This is a genomic window from Paenibacillus sp. NRS-1781, from assembly GCF_050467745.1.
Lineage (GTDB): Bacteria > Bacillota > Bacilli > Paenibacillales > Paenibacillaceae > Paenibacillus > Paenibacillus terrae_A.
Window position 1 is genome coordinate 120973 of the sequence record NZ_JBITPI010000023.1, and the last position, 16580, is coordinate 137552.

Here is a 16580-nt window from a genome sequence, read left to right on the forward strand (position 1 = left end):
TTGGGCAGTCTGTCAAAAGAACAGGGAGATCGGGCAAACCAATAGCCGGGCAGAACGAATTTATACTTTTTTGATATGGAAATGCTCTATTTATAAAATTTTCAGTTCTATTCCGACATTTTTCGATGAGAATTAACAAAATGCACCAAGCTCCCGACACTTGATTTCAAAAATTTAACAAAACATATTAAAAGCGTGCATTGACTTTAAGAAAAATTATGGTATTTTATTACATAGGAGTGACATCCACTGATAGGCCCCTTAGAAAACCCTACCATTTAATCTTCTAGAATGTAATTTACCTCCATAGACTATTTTGCATATATTTTCCGTACTCTAATCGTTCCAGTGATCGTACTCATGATTTTTTGGTGTGGCTACCCCATTGAAATTCGGACTGTCTTCTCTTTTCAGCTTACATATTTACACTTTTTTTGCTTTCCATGCTTGTATTTTTTCCAAATCAGGTCTAGCGGGAGGACGAGAAATCAATGAACACATTCGAAGCACTGGAGTCCAATGTAAGATCCTATTGCAGAAACTTTCCGGTTGTTTTCAACAAGGCAAAAAACGATGTGCTTTACACGGAGGCGGGAGAGGGATATATCGACTTTTTTGCCGGAGCAGGGGCCTTGAACTACGGGCATAATAACGATTTTATGAAAAATCGGATTTTGGATTACTTGACCTCTGATCGGATCATACATGGTCTGGATATGTACACGACGGCGAAACAAGAGTTTATTGAGTCTTTCTCCGAGCGTATTCTCCAGCCCAAGGGCTTGAATTATAAGCTGCAATTTTGCGGACCAACGGGAACCAATGCGGTAGAGGCAGCGCTGAAGCTTGCACGCAAAGTCAAAAAAAGAAATGGGATTTTTGCTTTTATGGGCGCATTTCATGGCATGTCTCTAGGAAGTTTGTCCGTTACCAGTAACAACTCCATGAGAGAGAGTGCCGGTGTATCTCTGAATAACGTTACCTTCATCCCCTTTAACAGTACGTTTAACGGCTTGGATACCATTTTGTATATGGAGCAGCTTTTAACAGATACCCATTCCGGAGTGGAAAAGCCAGCGGCCATCATTCTGGAAACGGTACAGGCTGAAGGTGGTATTAACATTGCCGATACTGAATGGTTGCGTGATTTACGGCAACTGTGCGATGATCATGATATTTTGCTGATTGTTGACGATATTCAGGTCGGCTGCGGGCGGGTCGGTTCGTTCTTCTCGTTTGAGCGCGTGGGTATCGTTCCTGATATGGTCGTTTTGTCCAAGTCGATCAGTGGCTATGGTTTGCCAATGTCACTGCTACTGCTCAAGCCGGAATTGGATATTTGGAGCCCTGGCGAGCACAATGGTACCTTCCGGGGGAACCAGCTTGCTTTTGTAGCCGCCAAGGCTGCGCTCGAGTTCAGGGATACGGTAGGGCTGGAAGCACAGGTAAAAGAGAAAGAAGCTTTTGTTCAGCAATTTTTGTATGAACATATTCAAAAGATTGACCCGCTCATTGACATTCGCGGCTTGGGACTGATCTGGGGAATTGATGTGTCTCCTCTGGGAGAAGCCTTTGCCAAGGAAGTAGCTGCTCTTTGCTTTAGCAGGGGCCTCATTATTGAGCGGGCCGGACGTAACGATACGGTGATTAAAATTATGCCTGCGCTAACGATCAGCATGGAAAACCTGCGTAAAGGCTGCAACATCATTAAAGAAAGCATGGTTCAGGTGTCCAGCACACTGGTTACTTTGTAAATCTTCATAGTTTAACAGATTGACGGGAACCTCCATCGCTGCTATTTTCTAGCGGCAGGAGGTTCTTTGTCAAATCAACGAATCATCTCAAAATCAAAAAATCCCCTTGATCGGTAGACTGCCACGTTCTGCTTCACAGCAGGTGACAGCTCCAACCAAGGGGATTCTTGCAATTTAATTAAGAAGTAACGGCTTGCGCATATTTTTGCGCGGATTGCTCCAACTGTTCGTCGGTCAGAACCCCAGCACCATATTGTACAAAATAAGGAAGCAACTTGATGCCCACCATATAGCTTGTAGCTTCAAGAGGTCTCAACAGCTCTTCGATTGTGTATCTGTTCCGTCCGTCATGTTGATAGTTTTCCTCTACACTGGCAGCAGACAGAGCAATCAGTAACTCTTTGCCTTCCAATTTGCCACCTTCGCTACCAAAAGCCCAACCGTAAGTCAGAACCGCATCTTGCCATTTTTTTAGCAGGGAAGGGGTGCTATACCAGTAAAAAGGAAATTGCAGTACAATACGGTCATGCTTCTCCAGTAGTTCCTGCTCCTGAGCTACATTGATTTTCTCATCAGGGTATACTTCATACAGGTTGTGAATAGTCACGCCGGGTTGCTTCTTTAGCTCTTGGACCCATCTTTTGTTAACGCGGGACTCCGCAAGATTAGGGTGGGTTACAATAACAAGTGTTGACATATGAAAAACATCTCCTTTAACTTATTTTATGTAAGTAAATTACGTTATTACATGTAACTATTATAGTTTCAACTCGTATTCTTGTCAAATGGATTATCTCTTACAAAAAGAAATCCCCGGCATGCGAGTGCCGGAGAAGTCATCCTGCGAAGTATTCTCTGTCGAATTAAGCGATATGATTGAGCGAAACTATCTTATTCTTGCCAGAACGCTTAGCTTGATATAGATAGTCGTCCGCTTCCTGAAAGAACGAATCTTTGTTCATTTCTTCTGTATAGCTTTTCAGTCCAATGCTTACGGTTACGGAAATGTGTTGCTTTTTTTCATGAAAGATCATCTTTTCCACTGCATGCCGGATGTTTTCGGCGATTAGATAAGCTTCTTCAAAAGTATGCTCGAACATCAGGATGGCGAATTCCTCACCACCATAGCGGGCCGCAATATCATTAGCTGTAATCTGTTCTGTAATGATTAGCGAAATTTTCTCCAAAATTTTATCTCCGAACTGATGCCCGTAATTGTCGTTAATTTTCTTGAAATTATCAATATCAAGTAAAGCGAGATGGATAATGGCGCCTTGTTCAGCATATTCGAGTGCTTTTTCATAGAAGTTCTGAAAGGACAAGTGATTATAGAGCTTGGTTAACCCGTCGGTCATTGACATTTTGCTTATAATCGCATTACTAATCATTAATTCCTGGTGAGCACGCTGTGTTTTATACAAATCCAACAGCAGGTCACGGCCGCTTGCCTGAATAATAATAGCAATAAAGGTAGACATAATCAAAAAGATCAGAATGGCTACAATATCAAAGGCCGACAAGTAGGTACGGAACGAACCATCCACTGCTAGCAAAAGTAAAAAGACTCCCATTTGCAAGACAAAGGAAAACCATATTAGGCGACGATTGAAGAACAGAATGGATGAGAAAATAGGCAACAAGCACAACGCCGGGATAATCCCAATATCGTAGTTTAAACGAATGATGGTCCAGCAAATGACCGTGCTTGCCATAAATAGGATCACAAATGAATATCTGTTGTATTTATAATGAACCAGCTCTGCAAGCAGATTGGAACCACACATAATCAGTGTCGGAACAATGAGAACTCCAACGTAAAATTCATAAGACGAAGCGTGGTATTCGAGATATAAATAACAACCAAGCTGCACAAAAAAATGTACGGCTATAATCATCCAGTATAATAAAAGCATCCTTTGTACCCAGCGAGCTTCCTTTATTTTATAATCGGTTGTTAGAGTAAGTCGTGTTGTCATATTTATGAGGTCACCACACTTAATGTATCTTTAGCCATTCTCGTATTATAAGATACTATGTGACGAAGTTGAAGCTAATTTTTTAGGAGGCCATTTAGGTGCCAATGTACTTGTCAGCCCATTAACACTTTAACCTGATGGAAAGCACCATCTCCTGCAACTGGCAGAACATTGTCCGTGAGGATAATACCATCTAGTGTGACTGTTGCTACACCCTTGGATATATGTTGTGGATTCGTGATTTGGATCACGTAGGTATCGCCACGGAAGATGCGAGTGATTGTAAATTCGTCCCAAGCGGCAGGGATACACGGATCAATACGCAGACCATCCCATTCCGGCTGAATACCAAGAATAGACTGGGTAATGGCTACAAAGTTCCACGCCGCTGTGCCGGTCAACCAGGAATTTTTGGCTTCGCCTTCACGAACGGCATCCTTACCCGCAATCATTTGCGCATATACATAAGGCTCGGTGCGGTGGATGTCGCTGATGTCCTCCAGATACGCTGGAGCCATTTTGCTATACAGTTCAAATGCACGATCTCCACGGCCAATCACGGCCTCCGCCATCATGATCCACGGGTTATTGTGACAGAAAATTCCTGCATTTTCCTTGTACCCTGGAGGATAAGAGGATATTTCACCCAGATTGATGTAATAGCGGGAATAGGGCGGATTTTGCAGCACAATGCCATAGGGAGTCTCCAGCCGATCCCGTGTAGAGTCGAGCGCTTGTTGAGCCTGACCCTCCTCAACGCCAATTCCGGCCATTACGCAAAAACCCTGCGGCTCAATAAAAATTTGGCCTTCCTCACAATCCTTGCTGCCGACCTTGTTCCCATAGTGGTCATAGGCACGCAGAAACCATTCCCCATCAAAGCCATGCTCTAGCGTGGCTGTCCGCATCCGATCCACATGGGCTTGGGCCGTAGCTGCTTCCTCATCTAATCCTCTGCGCTTGCACAGCTCGATAAAATCCGGTCCTGTATAGACGAAGAGTCCGGCGATGAATACCGATTCCGCTGTACGCCCCTCCAAATTTTGTGTGGTCTGATAGGACTCATCTGGTGTGGCGGAAAAACAGTTTAGATTCAAACAGTCGTTCCAATCTGCCCGGCCAATCAGTGGAAGACCGTGCGGGCCGAGATTGTTAACCACATGATAAAAGGATCGCTTCAAATGCTCAAAAAGGGTAGCGGTGTGCTCTGCATTTCCATCAAAAGGCACTTGTTCGTCCAATATGGCGAAGTCTCCCGTTTCTTTGATATACGCAGCGGTGCCGACAATTAGCCACAGCGGATCATCGTTGAAACCGCCACCGACCTCGTGGTTTCCTTTTTTGGTTAAAGGCTGGTATTGATGATAAGCCCCGCCGTTATCAAATTGAGTGGAGGCGATGTCGATAATCCGTTCCCGTGCCCGCTCCGGTATTTGGTGGACAAAACCAAGTAAATCCTGATTCGAATCCCGGAAACCCATTCCACGCCCGATGCCGGATTCGAAATACGAAGCGGAACGCGACATATTGAACGTAACCATACATTGATACGGGTTCCATATATTCACCATCCGGTTCAGCTTATCGTCGTGGCTCTGAATGGTGTACTTGGAGAGCAGATTGTTCCAATAGCCCCGCAGCTCACTTAAGGCTCGTTCAACATTGGCTTCCTCCGCGAATTGAGCAATCATGGCCTGAGCCTGCTTTTTGTTAATCACACCGGGAGATTCCCATTTTTGATCCTCCAGATTTTCCACATAACCGAGTACAAAGTTAAGACTCGTTTCTTCACCTGGCTCCAAGGTTACTTCGATGCAATGCGACCCTACAGGCGACCACCCGCTAGCCACAGAGTTCGAGGCTTGCCCGGCGGTGACGGTTTGCGGCTGATCCAGTCCGTTGTACAGTCCCAGAAAAGCTTCACGGTCTGTATCGAATCCTGCCAGCGGGCGATTGACAGAGAAGAATGCATAGTGGTTGCGACGCTCACGATATTCCGTTTTGTGATAGATGACGGAGTCCTGTATTTCGACCTCGCCCGTGTTCAGGTTGCGTTGAAAATTGGTCATATCGTCATAAGCGTTCCACAGACAAAATTCCACGAAAGAAAAAAGCTTGATCCTCTTAGTCTGAGCAGAGGTGTTCTGAAGCTTGACCTGATGTACTTCGCCATCAAAGGACAACGGTACAAAAGCCAATTGCGTCGCCCGGATACCGTTACGTTCACCCATAATTGAAGTATAGCCAAGCCCATGTCGGCACTCATACCGATCCAGCTCCCGTTTGACCGGCATCCAGCCCGGTGTCCAGTAATCCCCGTCATCATGAATATAAAAATAACGGCCGCCGTTATCGACAGGAATATTGTTGTATCGGTATCGTGTTAGACGACGTAAGCGCGCATCCCGGTAAAATGCATAGCCGCCGCCTGTATTGGAGATCAGTCCAAAAAATCGTTCGTTGCCTAAATAATTGATCCAGGGATATGGGGTTTGAGGGGTGTGTATGACATATTCTTGTTTAGCATCATCGAAGAAACCGTACTTCATGGCGCAGAACTCCTCTCGAATTTAAAGAAATAAAACCAAACACATTATTATATTCAAACATGAAGCTGTTCTTCCTAAAAGAAGCGGTTTCCTGCCTGATGCAAAAGATGCTTGATTTCCCCGACTTTGTTTCTTGAATTTGCAAAATATTTGAAATGGGTAAATATACCTTCTTATGCTAAAATGAAAGAGTTTAGGACTCAGCATGGCAGGAGGTTGCAAGGATGGCACCCATCACATTGTTTTTCATTCCATATGCAGGTGGATCGGCATCGGTCAGCTTCAAATGGAAAAAGCTGCTGCTTCCGCAGATTAAGCTTGTCCCGCTGGAGCTGGCGGGCAGAGGTATTCGTTCCGGAGAGCCGTTAAAAGACAGCATCGAGGAAATGAGCGAGGATTTACTGCTCAAGATCAGTCAAGAGATAGCCCCCGGCGATCCTTATGCTATATACGGTCACAGCATGGGAACGATGATCGCATTCGAGCTGTATTACAAGCTGGTGGCTGGTGGTTATGGCAAGCCAGCTCATCTGTTCGTATCTGGGGGACGGGCACCGCATGTCCCGAGAGATTTCCCGTGGGCCCATGATCTGCCCGCAGAGCAGTTCAGAACGCATTTGCAGCGATATGGTCAGCTTTCGGAGGCCATTTTTGACAATCGTGAATTGTACGACTATTTTATCCCAGTGCTAAGAGCGGACTTCAAAGCCGTTGAGACGTATAAGTATACGCCCCGAACGGTCCCTTTGAATTGTTCAGTCACAGCCTTGACAGGGCTGGCCGATAACACGATGACCTTGCAGGATGCGGAGGCGTGGGGGCAGCATACGAATCAGAAGTTTCAAATTTTCACCTTTGACGGGGGCCACTTTTTTATTCATGATGAGGTGGAAGGGATTACACAAATCATTAATGAAACTTTGGAAGGCAGTGCTGTGACAAGCAGGATGCAACATTAAAAAGAAGAGGTGATTTCAGTGACAGTAGGTGTATTGGCGCATTTGTTTGGCAAGTTGCCTTATCGCGAGTTGGCTGCAAAGGTAGGCGCAGCGGGCTTTACTCATGTTCAACTGGCTCCGTGGAGAGCGATCAGTGATGTGGACTTTAACAAACCGGGCAAGTTCAGCCCGGGATTGGCGCTGTCTATCGCGGAGGAATTCCGCAAGCACGGAGTATCCATATCGGTTCTTGGATGCTATTTGCATTTTTTTGAACAGGATGAGGAGCTGCTGCGTGAAAATGTAGAACGCTTTAAAGAGCTGATCCGATATGCGAGCCTGTTAGGGGCACCTATGGTGGCCGCCGAAGTCGGACGTAATGAAGATGGCAGCGCATATACGGAACGAGACTGGAAGGCTGTAAAGGAAGTCGTGCGTGAATTAGCCGATGAGGCGGGAAAATGGGGCGTATTCGTAGGATTGGAGGCCGCTAACGATCATTTGGTCGGAACGGCGGTAGAACTGGCTACCTTGCTGGAGGAAGTACCGTCATCCCAGATCGGCGTAGTGATTGATCCGGGCAATTTGCTGAAAACGGAAAATCTGGCACGGCAGGATGAGGTTATCCGCGAAGCGTTCCAATTACTAGGACCTCGAATTATCGCGGCGCATGCCAAAGACCGACGATTGTCATCGACAGGTGAGATTGAGACCGTACCGCCGGGTTTTGGTGACATGAATTACGGCCTATACATGGAACTGCTGGAACAGTACAAGCCGGGGGTTCACATCATTATGGAAGCCGCGCAGGAGCACCAGATGGCTGAATCCAAACGCTACATCGAGGGTCATCGCTTAGCGGCTCAGAAGGTGCAAGAAGTGCAGACGAAATCATAGTATTCTTTCAGATTCGGGAATGGCTCAGGAGACTTGGAAGCGTCTACTTTTCCAAGTCTCTTTTCTTTAGCTATGTTTAATCTTGTAGAACCGCGACCATCACAAGCACCCAGCTCACCAAAAAAGCCACCCCGCCAATCGGGGTAATCGCTCCGAGCTTTTTCACGCCGGACAAGCTAAGGGCATACAGACTGCCGGAGAACAGGAGAATACCGATGAGCATAATCCAGCCTGCGGTTACGACCAGAGAAGAATGGACCAGATTTCCTGCAACTGCTCCGAGCAGAACCAAGCCCAAGCCGTGAGCCATATGATATTGGATGCCCGTCTGGAAAATACTCATCATGTCTGCGGAAAGTTTTTTTTTCAAAGCATGTGCCCCGAACGCTCCCAGGGCTACGGCTAAAAACATCATCGTACAACCAAGCACCAGTAAAATTTTCATTTTGTAACGCCTCCTTATGAAGTCGTAGCGATTTCATGCGATTTCGTCAATTTTCATTATTACACTCTAAACATATTGATTTTTTCGACTCTCATTTGGCGGCGGGTGTGGTATATTTTTGCCAGGGCCAATGTGAAGCATTTGGAGCTAATGGACAGCGTGTCCTCCACCTTTTTTAATGGAAAAGTGAGGTGATGGTGCTGTCTTTTTGTGCTGTCTTTTTTCGTAATAAAATCTAGTGTAAAGCCAAAATTGATAATGGAGAGGATGGATGCAAAAGTGATCAGCAGAAAATCCGTGTTCAGGAAATCTGTCTCTATGGTCATGTCAGCCATTTTGGTGCTTCCCCTAACTTTGGGCATATTTCAAGCCGAACCCGACCGTGCTTCAGCCGCAACACCGGAATCCACACGCTTTCTTCAATTGTACAAACAACTGAAGGATCCGGCCAGTGGATATTTTTCCAAGGAAGGTATACCTTACCATTCAGTTGAAACCCTGATGAGTGAGGCGCCAGACTATGGACACTTAACGACCTCGGAAGCATATAGCTACTGGATGTGGCTGGAAGTACTGTATGGTCATTATACCGGAGATTGGGGAAAGCTGGAATCGGCTTGGGACAACATGGAGAAATACATTATTCCTGTTAATGAGGGGGATGGCAAGGAAGAACAGCCTACTATGAGTAACTACAACCCTAACAGCCCAGCCACCTATGCAGCAGAGTATCCGCAGCCAGATCAATATCCAAGCCGTCTGAGTGGTCAGTATGGTGGTGGCAAGGACCCGCTGGATGCAGAACTGAAAGCAACCTATGGCAATAATCAGACCTATCTAATGCATTGGCTGCTGGACGTGGATAATTGGTACGGTTTTGGAAATCTGCTGAATCCGTCGCATACAGCGGCCTATGTGAACACCTTCCAACGCGGGGAGCAGGAATCGGTTTGGGAATCCGTCCCGCATCCATCGCAGGATAATCAAAAATTTGGTAAAGCGAATGAAGGCTTTATGAGCCTATTTACCAAGGAAAATAATGCTCCTTCACAGCAATGGCGCTACACGAATGCCACCGATGCGGACGCACGGGCGGTTCAAGCCATGTACTGGGCGAAAGAACTGGGGTATGACAATCCGGTATATTTGGATAAAGCGAAAAAGATGGGCGACTACTTGCGTTATGGTATGTACGATAAATACTTCCAAAAAATCGGAAGCGCTTCCAATGGAACTCCGACCGCTGGTTCCGGCAAGGATGCCAGCCATTATCTGATGGCATGGTATACGGCATGGGGTGGCGGACTGGGTCAAAGCGGCAACTGGGCTTGGCGGATTGGCGCCAGCCACGCGCATCAGGGCTACCAAAATGTCGTTGCGGCTTACGCGTTATCCGATCAGGATGGCGGATTAATACCAAATTCACCAACGGCGGGACAGGATTGGGCTACCTCGCTGAAGCGCCAACTGGAATTTTATACGTGGCTGCAATCCGATGAGGGAGCCATTGCAGGTGGAGCAACGAATAGCTGGGATGGTGCCTACAAAGCGTACCCGTCTGGCACAAGCACCTTCTATGGAATGGCTTATACAGGCGCTCCTGTATACCAAGATCCACCGTCCAACAATTGGTTCGGAATGCAGGCTTGGCCTGTCGAACGGGTTGCCGAACTGTACTACATTTTAGCCAAGAAGGGTGATACTTCGTCCGAGCAGTTTAAAATGGCTAAGCAAGTGACGGAAAACTGGGTAGCATGGTCCAAGAGCTATGCATTTGCCAACGAACGTCCTGTGACTGACGCGCAGGGGTACTATTTGGACGCTCAAGGCAAGCGCATTCTGGGGGGTAAAAATCCGAAGGTTGCCACTACAGTAGCTAAAGGCGAGTTTTGGGTGCCAGGCAATCTGGAATGGAGCGGGAAGCCAGAAACCTGGACCGGATTTGCCAGTCATAAGGGGAATGCCAATCTGCATGTAGTAACGAAGAATCCAGGGCAAGATGCGGGAGTGCTGGGTAGTTATGTTAAAGCGCTTACTTTCTTTGCTGCTGGAACGAAGGCCGAAAAAGGAGATTACACCGCATTAGGCAAGGAAGCCAAGGATCTGTCCAAAGCTTTGCTCGATGCTGCATGGGGTTACAACGACGGTGTAGGCATTACCACGAAGGAAGCACGTGAGGATTATTATCGTTATTTTACGAAAGAAGCGTATATCCCGAACGGATGGAGCGGTAAAACGGGGCAAGGCAACACCATTCCTGGCGCAGACGCTACCGCATCTGATCCGTCCAAGGGTGGTAATGGTACGTATTCCAGCTACACCGATATCCGGCCTAATATCACCAAAGATCCTCAGTGGTCTTATCTCAAGGACAAATACACAACTTCATGGAATAATCAAACGAAAAAATGGGATAAAGGCGCTCCGGAATTTACGTATCACCGTTTTTGGTCCCAAGTCGATATGGCGACAGCTTATGCCGAATATGACCGTCTCATCAACAATAGTGGAACAACCGAGCCGACAGCTCCCAAAGCTCCGGCAAATGTGAAAGCAAGTGCCGGGGATGCTCAGGTTACACTAAACTGGAGCAAAGCGACAGGGGTGGACAGCTATACCGTTAAGCGCTCCACAACCAGTGGAGGACCTTATACCACGGTAGCAACGGTAACGGATAGCACTTACAAGGATACAGGAGTGGTGAATGAAACCACTTATTATTATGTAGCAAGTGCAACTAATTCTTTAGGAACCAGCCCGGATTCTGCCGAGGTCAGCGCCAAGCCGACAGCAGCGTCGGTTCCAGCAACGGGAGATGTAATTGCCCAATATCGCGTGGGCGACACGAACCCGGGAGATAATCAGATTCGTCCGCTTTTCCGTGTTGTAAACAAGGGGAAAGAGGCTGTTGATCTGAAGACTGTCAAGCTGCGGTATTACTTTACAGTGGATGGCGATAAACCGCAGGAATTCCATTGTGACTATGCACAGCTCGGCAGCGGCAACGTTCAGGGACGCTATGTGAAACTGGATAAGGCGGTTACGGGCGCAGATTACTATCTGGAAATCTCCTTTGGAGCTGGTGCGGGAAGTCTGGCAGCAGGAGCCAACACGGGGGATATTCAGGTTCGCTTGAACAAGACGGACTGGAGCAATTATAACGAAAGTGATGATTTTTCCTATGATGCGACCAAGACGTCTTATGCAGATTGGAACAAAACGCCTCTGTATGTGAACGACCAACGTGTGTGGGGACTGGAGCCTTGATTGTAAAATAAAATTAGTGTGAGGCGAGCGCAATGAGAGGGTGTAAAAACTCACATTGCGCTCGTTTTTGTGCTTGGTTTCGTGGTACACTAAGATCGCTACATCATTACATACATGACCGAGGTGACCTGATACATGAAAGACAATTTGGCACAGGCTCTAAATGAGCAAATGAATTTTGAGTTTTACTCCGCTCACGTATATCTGGCGATGGCTGCTTATTGCTCTGGCGAAAGTCTGGATGGGTTCGCAAACTTTTTCCTGGTACAAGCTGAAGAGGAACGTTTTCATGCGATGAAGCTATACAAATATATTAATGACCGCAGAGGGCGAGCTACTTTGGCGGCATTACCGGAGCCAAAAAACAGCTACGATTCCATGCTGGATGTGTTCGAGCACGGCTACAAGCACGAGCAGCAAAATACGCAGAAGTTTTATCATTTGGCTGACTTGGCTCTGGACGGACGTGAGCATGCGACGATCCATTTCCTGAAATGGTTTATTGATGAGCAAGTCGAAGAGGAAGCTCTGTTCGACAATGTAATTCAGAAGCTCAAACGGATTGAAAGGGATAGTAACGCTTTTTACATGCTGGACAGTGAATTTGCTCAACGCAGCTTTACACCTCCTGCGGAATAAAGCAACATGCGCTTTTCGTCTGAATACTAAGGATATGGCTGGTATGTTATGAGACGAGGAGTTAGAAAAGCCCGGTTTTCGGGCTTTTTTTGCGTTTTTTATGATCATGTACAGCTTGACACATTAGTAAATTCGAGTATATTATAGATATAATTAGTCTTTAATATCTTTTTAAAAGGAGAGGAGCATCATAATTTACGATTGTGCTATTATTGGCGGAGGACCCGCCGGATTGAATGCAGCCCTTGTGCTGGGCCGGGCAAGACGAAGTGTGGCTTTGATCGACAACAACCAGCCCAGAAATGCCGTTACGCATGCATCGCACGGCTTTATTACAAGAGACGGCATTACGCCGTCCGAGTTCCGTCGCGTTGCTTATGAGGAAGTACTGCGCTATCCGTCTGTCGATCATCTGCAAGCCGAGGTTGTTTCGATTGAAAAAACTGAATCCGGATTTGAGGTGCTTGATTCGTCAGGCCTTCGCATTCAAGCGCGAAAACTGATTTTAGCGACGGGCGTAAAGGAGATATTTCCCGAGATCGAAGGCTTTTATCCACTATACGGAAAAAGCTTGTTTAATTGCCCCTATTGCGACGGCTGGGAGCTACGGGATCAACCGCTTGTCGTTGTGTCCGAATCTCCGGGCATCTATCATACGGCCAAATTACTCCTGAATTGGAGCAAGGATATAATCGCCTGCACGAACGGCCATGCTTCCCTGACATTCGAGCAAAAAAAATGGCTTCAATCCAAGGGAATTGTGGTGATAGAGCAGCCTGTTACAGCTTTCATCGGACAAAATGGACAGCTTGAGCATGTTCAATTTACGGATGGAACTCAAGTCTCAAGGACTGGCGGGTTCGTGGCTCCCAAATTTGTACAAAGTACACCATTTGCAGAACGCTTGGGCTGTGAAAAGCTGGAGTCGGGCGGGATCAAGACGGATGAATCAGGAAGAACCTCTATACCTGGTGTATACGCCGCCGGGGATTCTTCATACTTCATGCCTTCCCAATTGATTTTTGCCGCAGCCGACGGCAGCCGAACCGGTATGTGCGTTAACATGGATTTGACGGAGGAAGATTTTGCAATTTGAGGTCACTTTCGCTAGGTTATCGTTGTTTTGAATATACCTATAGAAAAAATTAATTTGTCGCTGGATTGTGAGCATGCTACAGTTATTTTATCTTTTATTTCTGATTAAGTAGATAGGATTAATATTTTTTATGGAGAGGCGGGTTAACATGAGCGAAATCTATCGTCTGGCACAACAGGAAGATGCGGAAAGATTGCAGTACGTGACTTATGAGGCGTACGAAACGATTCGGCAGTTGGAGCTTAAATGGCCTGCCGCTCAGGCGGACATTCCTATCATTCAGGAGAATATTAAAAATAATGACTGCTACGTGCTGGAAGTCGATGGTGTAATTGAGGCTACAGTTAGTCATCTCAAAAATAGAGCTCTTAATTTTATAACGGATCTACCCTTTGTCATGTGGTTTGCCGTCAATCCGGCTGCTCAGGGCAAAGGTTACGGCCGCAAGCTGCTCAACTGGGTAGAGCAGACTATAATCCGTGATCAGGTGGGAGCTCCTGCCGTTACGCTGGCAACAGCCGAAAAGCATCCCTATCTGCTGTCTATGTATGAGCGTTGGGGATATGAGCGTATTCATGCATTTGACCATGGTACAGGAGATGGAACGATGCATGTGCTGCGTAAAGTTGTGAATCCCGAATTATTTGAAACGTATATTCGTGAAAAAAACGAAGCCGAGACTGCTAACCGCAATTAGAGCCGATATTTTCCTCAAATTCTTTCCACCCGCAGGCCAAGTATAAAGCGCTCATTGATCATTACCGGGAACGACTAGCTTATTATGGGCATGATCCGTCTCAGGCTGTGATTGGTGCTGGGGCAGGGAGTCTGTATCTGGCAGATACGGATGAGGAAGCGATTCGACGGTATCGTCCTTATTATGATGCTTACCACTCGACAGCGGCAGCTCAGCACAATCAGTCGCCCTTCACGAGTCTGGAGGATAATATCCGTAACGGTCCTGTTCTGATCGGCTCCGCGGAGAGTGTTCTTAAAAAAATACGGAACTATCATACCGCGTTTGGTCACCAGGTACTCAGCATCAGCGTAGACGGGCTAGATGAGCAGGAGCAGCTCGAACAGCTACATCGGTTTAGCGAGAATATCATACCGGTGCTGCGGCGGGAAATTCCGAGCACGATTTGGCAGCATGGGCCGAATTTGGAGGACGGAAGCAGGTCGATTATCACTGTAAAAAATGATGCGCCACCCATATCTCCTATTTTTCAATTATAGATGTGACTGTTCAATCACCTTATCTCATGAAAGCATCCGATGTATGGAGCTTTTAGGCCCGTGGCGACCAAGAGATAAGGTTTTTAGTGTTGGAAACTGTACCATTTTCGTACAGGTTTTATTTTTCTAGGCGATTTTCCAGAGCGCAGAAATAGAAAAAAAAAATGCGCAAAACTATTCCATATAATTACTTTTTATAAAAAAGAAATACATTGACATTTTTGGAATGATTGCTTTATCATGTTAGTAAAGTGTTATATATTTGATGTTTCATTTATTTTTGTATGACCCCGATGTTCAATCATTAAACTCACCTATGTTGCTGAAATTTCAAACTTTTAATTTTAATTAAAAATTTCAGTTCATTCCAGATTCACACACCCCTAAGATCACATACCTAAATTTGTCCTATTTCACTCACACCACGAAATACAATTTGCAAGCCTGTTTAACTCTCAACTCTCGTTCATTCTTTGTTCGTAGTTGCTAGAACCGTCTCTACATATATGCAAGTCAATATTTATTCCTTAGAGGCATTTTTGTCTTACCCCATAGCTGTTGGAAGCGCGGAAGGACTCGCCATGAAGGATATGTTTTATACGGCTAATACGGGCAGAAGTGACCTGACGTACCGGATTGCAGTGACTGCTGCTGGAGCGGATGCGCTGAAAGCGAAGGTGCTTTGACCACATGAACAAGGCATAACATGGAAGGTGTGTACACGGGAAAAACAGATGATCAGCGGAAGCTTGAACGTGTTGCAATCACTGGAACAACTGGCTGCAAAGTATGTGAAAGGAGCGCAGACAGACTGGAATTCTCTATATGCGGGTAATCGCTACAAAAAGGTTTCTTTACCTGCGTATCCATTCGAACGGAAAAGATATTGGATCAACGTTCCTGAGCAGAATTAAGCTGAACAAATGGTCACGAAGCAAATGAGATTGTCTCATTTGACGCAGTCGTATGCCGGACTAGCTCATGAAAACTCAACGGTAATGGGGGATTTAAATATGAGGAACGAGTATTTGGTGACGGAATCGGTTAGCGATCAGCACAAATCATCTATTCGTCAAAAGTTAGCTAAAATGATTGGTAATGTGTCTCAGCTTAGTCTGGAGGAATTGGAGCCGCAAACGCATTTTCTGGAGCTAGGGCTGGATTCCATCAATCTGTCTCAAGTCCGTCATAGCATCAAAGATACATTCGCATTGGACGTTCCAATGAATAAGTTTTTTGAAACGCTGACCACCTTGGAACTTTTGACGAGTTATGTAGCCGAACGGGTAGCTATTACCACAGATTATCCAAATCAAAATGTATTGGAAGATCATATAGCAACACCGATAAACCTGACTGAGCAGACGGTTCCTAAAGCATTTCAATCGTACCTCCAAGCAGATCTTCCGGTATCCACGTCAGTTTATGCGGCTGAGCAGGTCGAAGTCCAGAACGTGCACATGGCTACCGCTCCATTAGGCTTGGAACATATTTTGGAACAACAGCTTCACTTGATGTCACAGCAACTTGATGTCCTGCGGTACAGTCACTCTCCCCTTGTGGCAGGTTCCACTAAAGTTCATCCAGAAACGGGAATATTGCCATCCGTGTCGGTAGGTGGAGAAAAGGGTGGGCTGGTTCAATCAGAAGTTAAGCGGCAGGTCGCAGCTACGCTGGTACCGGTTTCATCTGCACAGACTGCACGAAAACAGGCTGAGTCCAAGTCGTTTACACCCTACAAAAAGCTGGATGTCAAAGCACATGAATTGCTTTCGCTCCGTCA

At 46.2% G+C, this 16580-nt stretch carries 15 protein-coding genes and 1 pseudogene; 11 read left to right on the forward strand and 5 right to left on the reverse strand.

Annotation, left to right across the window (positions count from 1 at the left end; all coding sequences use genetic code 11):
* Nucleotides 1-491: 491 nt before the first annotated feature.
* Entirely contained in the window at nt 492-1754 is a 1263-nt protein-coding gene (gene ectB, locus ACIFO6_RS08980) for a diaminobutyrate--2-oxoglutarate transaminase (RefSeq protein WP_430040098.1), read from the forward strand.
* Nucleotides 1755-1932: 178 nt separating this feature from the next.
* Here ectB and ACIFO6_RS08985 read toward each other — a convergent pair whose 3' ends face one another.
* The 3 genes from ACIFO6_RS08985 to ACIFO6_RS08995 form a co-directional block, all read right to left on the reverse strand.
* Nucleotides 1933-2451: an NAD(P)H-dependent oxidoreductase gene (locus tag ACIFO6_RS08985; RefSeq protein WP_430040100.1), complete on the reverse strand. Its 519-nt coding sequence runs from the start codon at nt 2449-2451 to the stop codon at nt 1933-1935.
* Between the two features lie 166 nt (nt 2452-2617).
* Nucleotides 2618-3736 carry a GGDEF domain-containing protein gene (locus tag ACIFO6_RS08990; RefSeq protein ID WP_430040147.1) on the reverse strand — a complete coding sequence of 373 codons (1119 nt, stop codon included), beginning with the start codon at nt 3734-3736 and terminating at the stop codon, nt 2618-2620.
* Between the two features lie 107 nt (nt 3737-3843).
* On the reverse strand, nt 3844-6279 hold the full coding sequence (locus tag ACIFO6_RS08995) for a GH36-type glycosyl hydrolase domain-containing protein (RefSeq protein WP_430040102.1): 2436 nt from the start codon (nt 6277-6279) through the stop codon (nt 3844-3846).
* A 224-nt stretch (nt 6280-6503) separates the two neighbouring features.
* On the opposite strand from ACIFO6_RS08995, the gene ACIFO6_RS09000 reads away from it, so the two are divergent.
* Entirely contained in the window at nt 6504-7238 is a 735-nt protein-coding gene (locus ACIFO6_RS09000) for a thioesterase II family protein (protein ID WP_430040104.1), read from the forward strand.
* 18 nt (nt 7239-7256) lie between these two features.
* Nucleotides 7257-8114 carry a sugar phosphate isomerase/epimerase family protein gene (locus ACIFO6_RS09005; RefSeq protein WP_430040106.1) on the forward strand — a complete coding sequence of 286 codons (858 nt, stop codon included), beginning with the start codon at nt 7257-7259 and terminating at the stop codon, nt 8112-8114.
* A 76-nt stretch (nt 8115-8190) separates the two neighbouring features.
* Here the strand turns inward: ACIFO6_RS09005 and ACIFO6_RS09010 are convergent, their stop codons facing one another.
* Entirely contained in the window at nt 8191-8559 is a 369-nt protein-coding gene (locus ACIFO6_RS09010) for a DUF423 domain-containing protein (RefSeq protein WP_430040108.1), read from the reverse strand.
* 59 nt (nt 8560-8618) lie between these two features.
* The gene (locus tag ACIFO6_RS09015) at nt 8619-8894 is read right to left on the reverse strand and encodes a hypothetical protein (RefSeq protein ID WP_430040110.1); all 276 of its coding nucleotides are present in this window, start codon (nt 8892-8894) and stop codon (nt 8619-8621) included.
* Between ACIFO6_RS09015 and ACIFO6_RS09020 the strand changes: the two genes are divergently transcribed.
* The 8 genes and pseudogenes from ACIFO6_RS09020 to ACIFO6_RS09055 form a co-directional block, all read left to right on the forward strand.
* The gene (locus ACIFO6_RS09020; RefSeq protein ID WP_430040149.1) at nt 8878-11826 is read left to right on the forward strand and encodes a glycoside hydrolase family 48 protein; all 2949 of its coding nucleotides are present in this window, start codon (nt 8878-8880) and stop codon (nt 11824-11826) included. The two genes, ACIFO6_RS09015 and ACIFO6_RS09020, sit on opposite strands and share 17 nt — an antisense overlap.
* Nucleotides 11827-11961: 135 nt before the next feature.
* The gene (locus ACIFO6_RS09025) at nt 11962-12465 is read left to right on the forward strand and encodes a ferritin (RefSeq protein WP_430040112.1); all 504 of its coding nucleotides are present in this window, start codon (nt 11962-11964) and stop codon (nt 12463-12465) included.
* A gap of 190 nt (nt 12466-12655) precedes the next feature.
* The gene (locus ACIFO6_RS09030) at nt 12656-13561 is read left to right on the forward strand and encodes an NAD(P)/FAD-dependent oxidoreductase (RefSeq protein WP_430040151.1); all 906 of its coding nucleotides are present in this window, start codon (nt 12656-12658) and stop codon (nt 13559-13561) included.
* Nucleotides 13562-13709: 148 nt separating this feature from the next.
* Nucleotides 13710-14258 (forward strand): GNAT family N-acetyltransferase, encoded by a 549-nt coding sequence (locus ACIFO6_RS09035; protein ID WP_430040114.1) that lies wholly within the window; start codon nt 13710-13712, stop codon nt 14256-14258.
* Nucleotides 14258-14797 (forward strand): annotated as a pseudogene (locus tag ACIFO6_RS09040) (LLM class flavin-dependent oxidoreductase); the annotation flags it as partial. The gene ACIFO6_RS09035 and the pseudogene ACIFO6_RS09040, both read left to right, overlap by 1 nt.
* A gap of 539 nt (nt 14798-15336) precedes the next feature.
* Nucleotides 15337-15483, forward strand: a complete 147-nt coding sequence (locus ACIFO6_RS09045) for a hypothetical protein (RefSeq protein WP_430040115.1) — start codon at nt 15337-15339, stop codon at nt 15481-15483.
* 69 nt (nt 15484-15552) lie between these two features.
* Nucleotides 15553-15711 carry a hypothetical protein gene (locus ACIFO6_RS09050; RefSeq protein ID WP_430040117.1) on the forward strand — a complete coding sequence of 53 codons (159 nt, stop codon included), beginning with the start codon at nt 15553-15555 and terminating at the stop codon, nt 15709-15711.
* Nucleotides 15712-15810: 99 nt separating this feature from the next.
* On the forward strand, nt 15811-16580 hold a 770-nt coding region (locus tag ACIFO6_RS09055; RefSeq protein ID WP_430040119.1), incomplete at its 3' end, for an acyl carrier protein.

Excerpts from the sequence above, each read along its gene's own strand:
- ectB (WP_430040098.1), top strand. The coding sequence starts at position 492 with ATGAACACATTCGAAGCACTGGAGTCCAATGTAAGATCCTATTGCAGA.
- ACIFO6_RS09000 (WP_430040104.1), top strand. The coding sequence starts at position 6,504 with ATGGCACCCATCACATTGTTTTTCATTCCATATGCAGGTGGATCGGCA.
- ACIFO6_RS09020 (WP_430040149.1), top strand. The coding sequence starts at position 8,878 with ATGGTCATGTCAGCCATTTTGGTGCTTCCCCTAACTTTGGGCATATTT.
- ACIFO6_RS09010 (WP_430040108.1), bottom strand. The coding sequence starts at position 8,559 with ATGAAAATTTTACTGGTGCTTGGTTGTACGATGATGTTTTTAGCCGTA.
- ACIFO6_RS08995 (WP_430040102.1), bottom strand. The coding sequence starts at position 6,279 with ATGAAGTACGGTTTCTTCGATGATGCTAAACAAGAATATGTCATACAC.
- ACIFO6_RS09035 (WP_430040114.1), top strand. The coding sequence starts at position 13,710 with ATGAGCGAAATCTATCGTCTGGCACAACAGGAAGATGCGGAAAGATTG.
- ACIFO6_RS09025 (WP_430040112.1), top strand. The coding sequence starts at position 11,962 with ATGAAAGACAATTTGGCACAGGCTCTAAATGAGCAAATGAATTTTGAG.
- ACIFO6_RS09015 (WP_430040110.1), bottom strand. The coding sequence starts at position 8,894 with ATGGCTGACATGACCATAGAGACAGATTTCCTGAACACGGATTTTCTG.
- ACIFO6_RS08985 (WP_430040100.1), bottom strand. The coding sequence starts at position 2,451 with ATGTCAACACTTGTTATTGTAACCCACCCTAATCTTGCGGAGTCCCGC.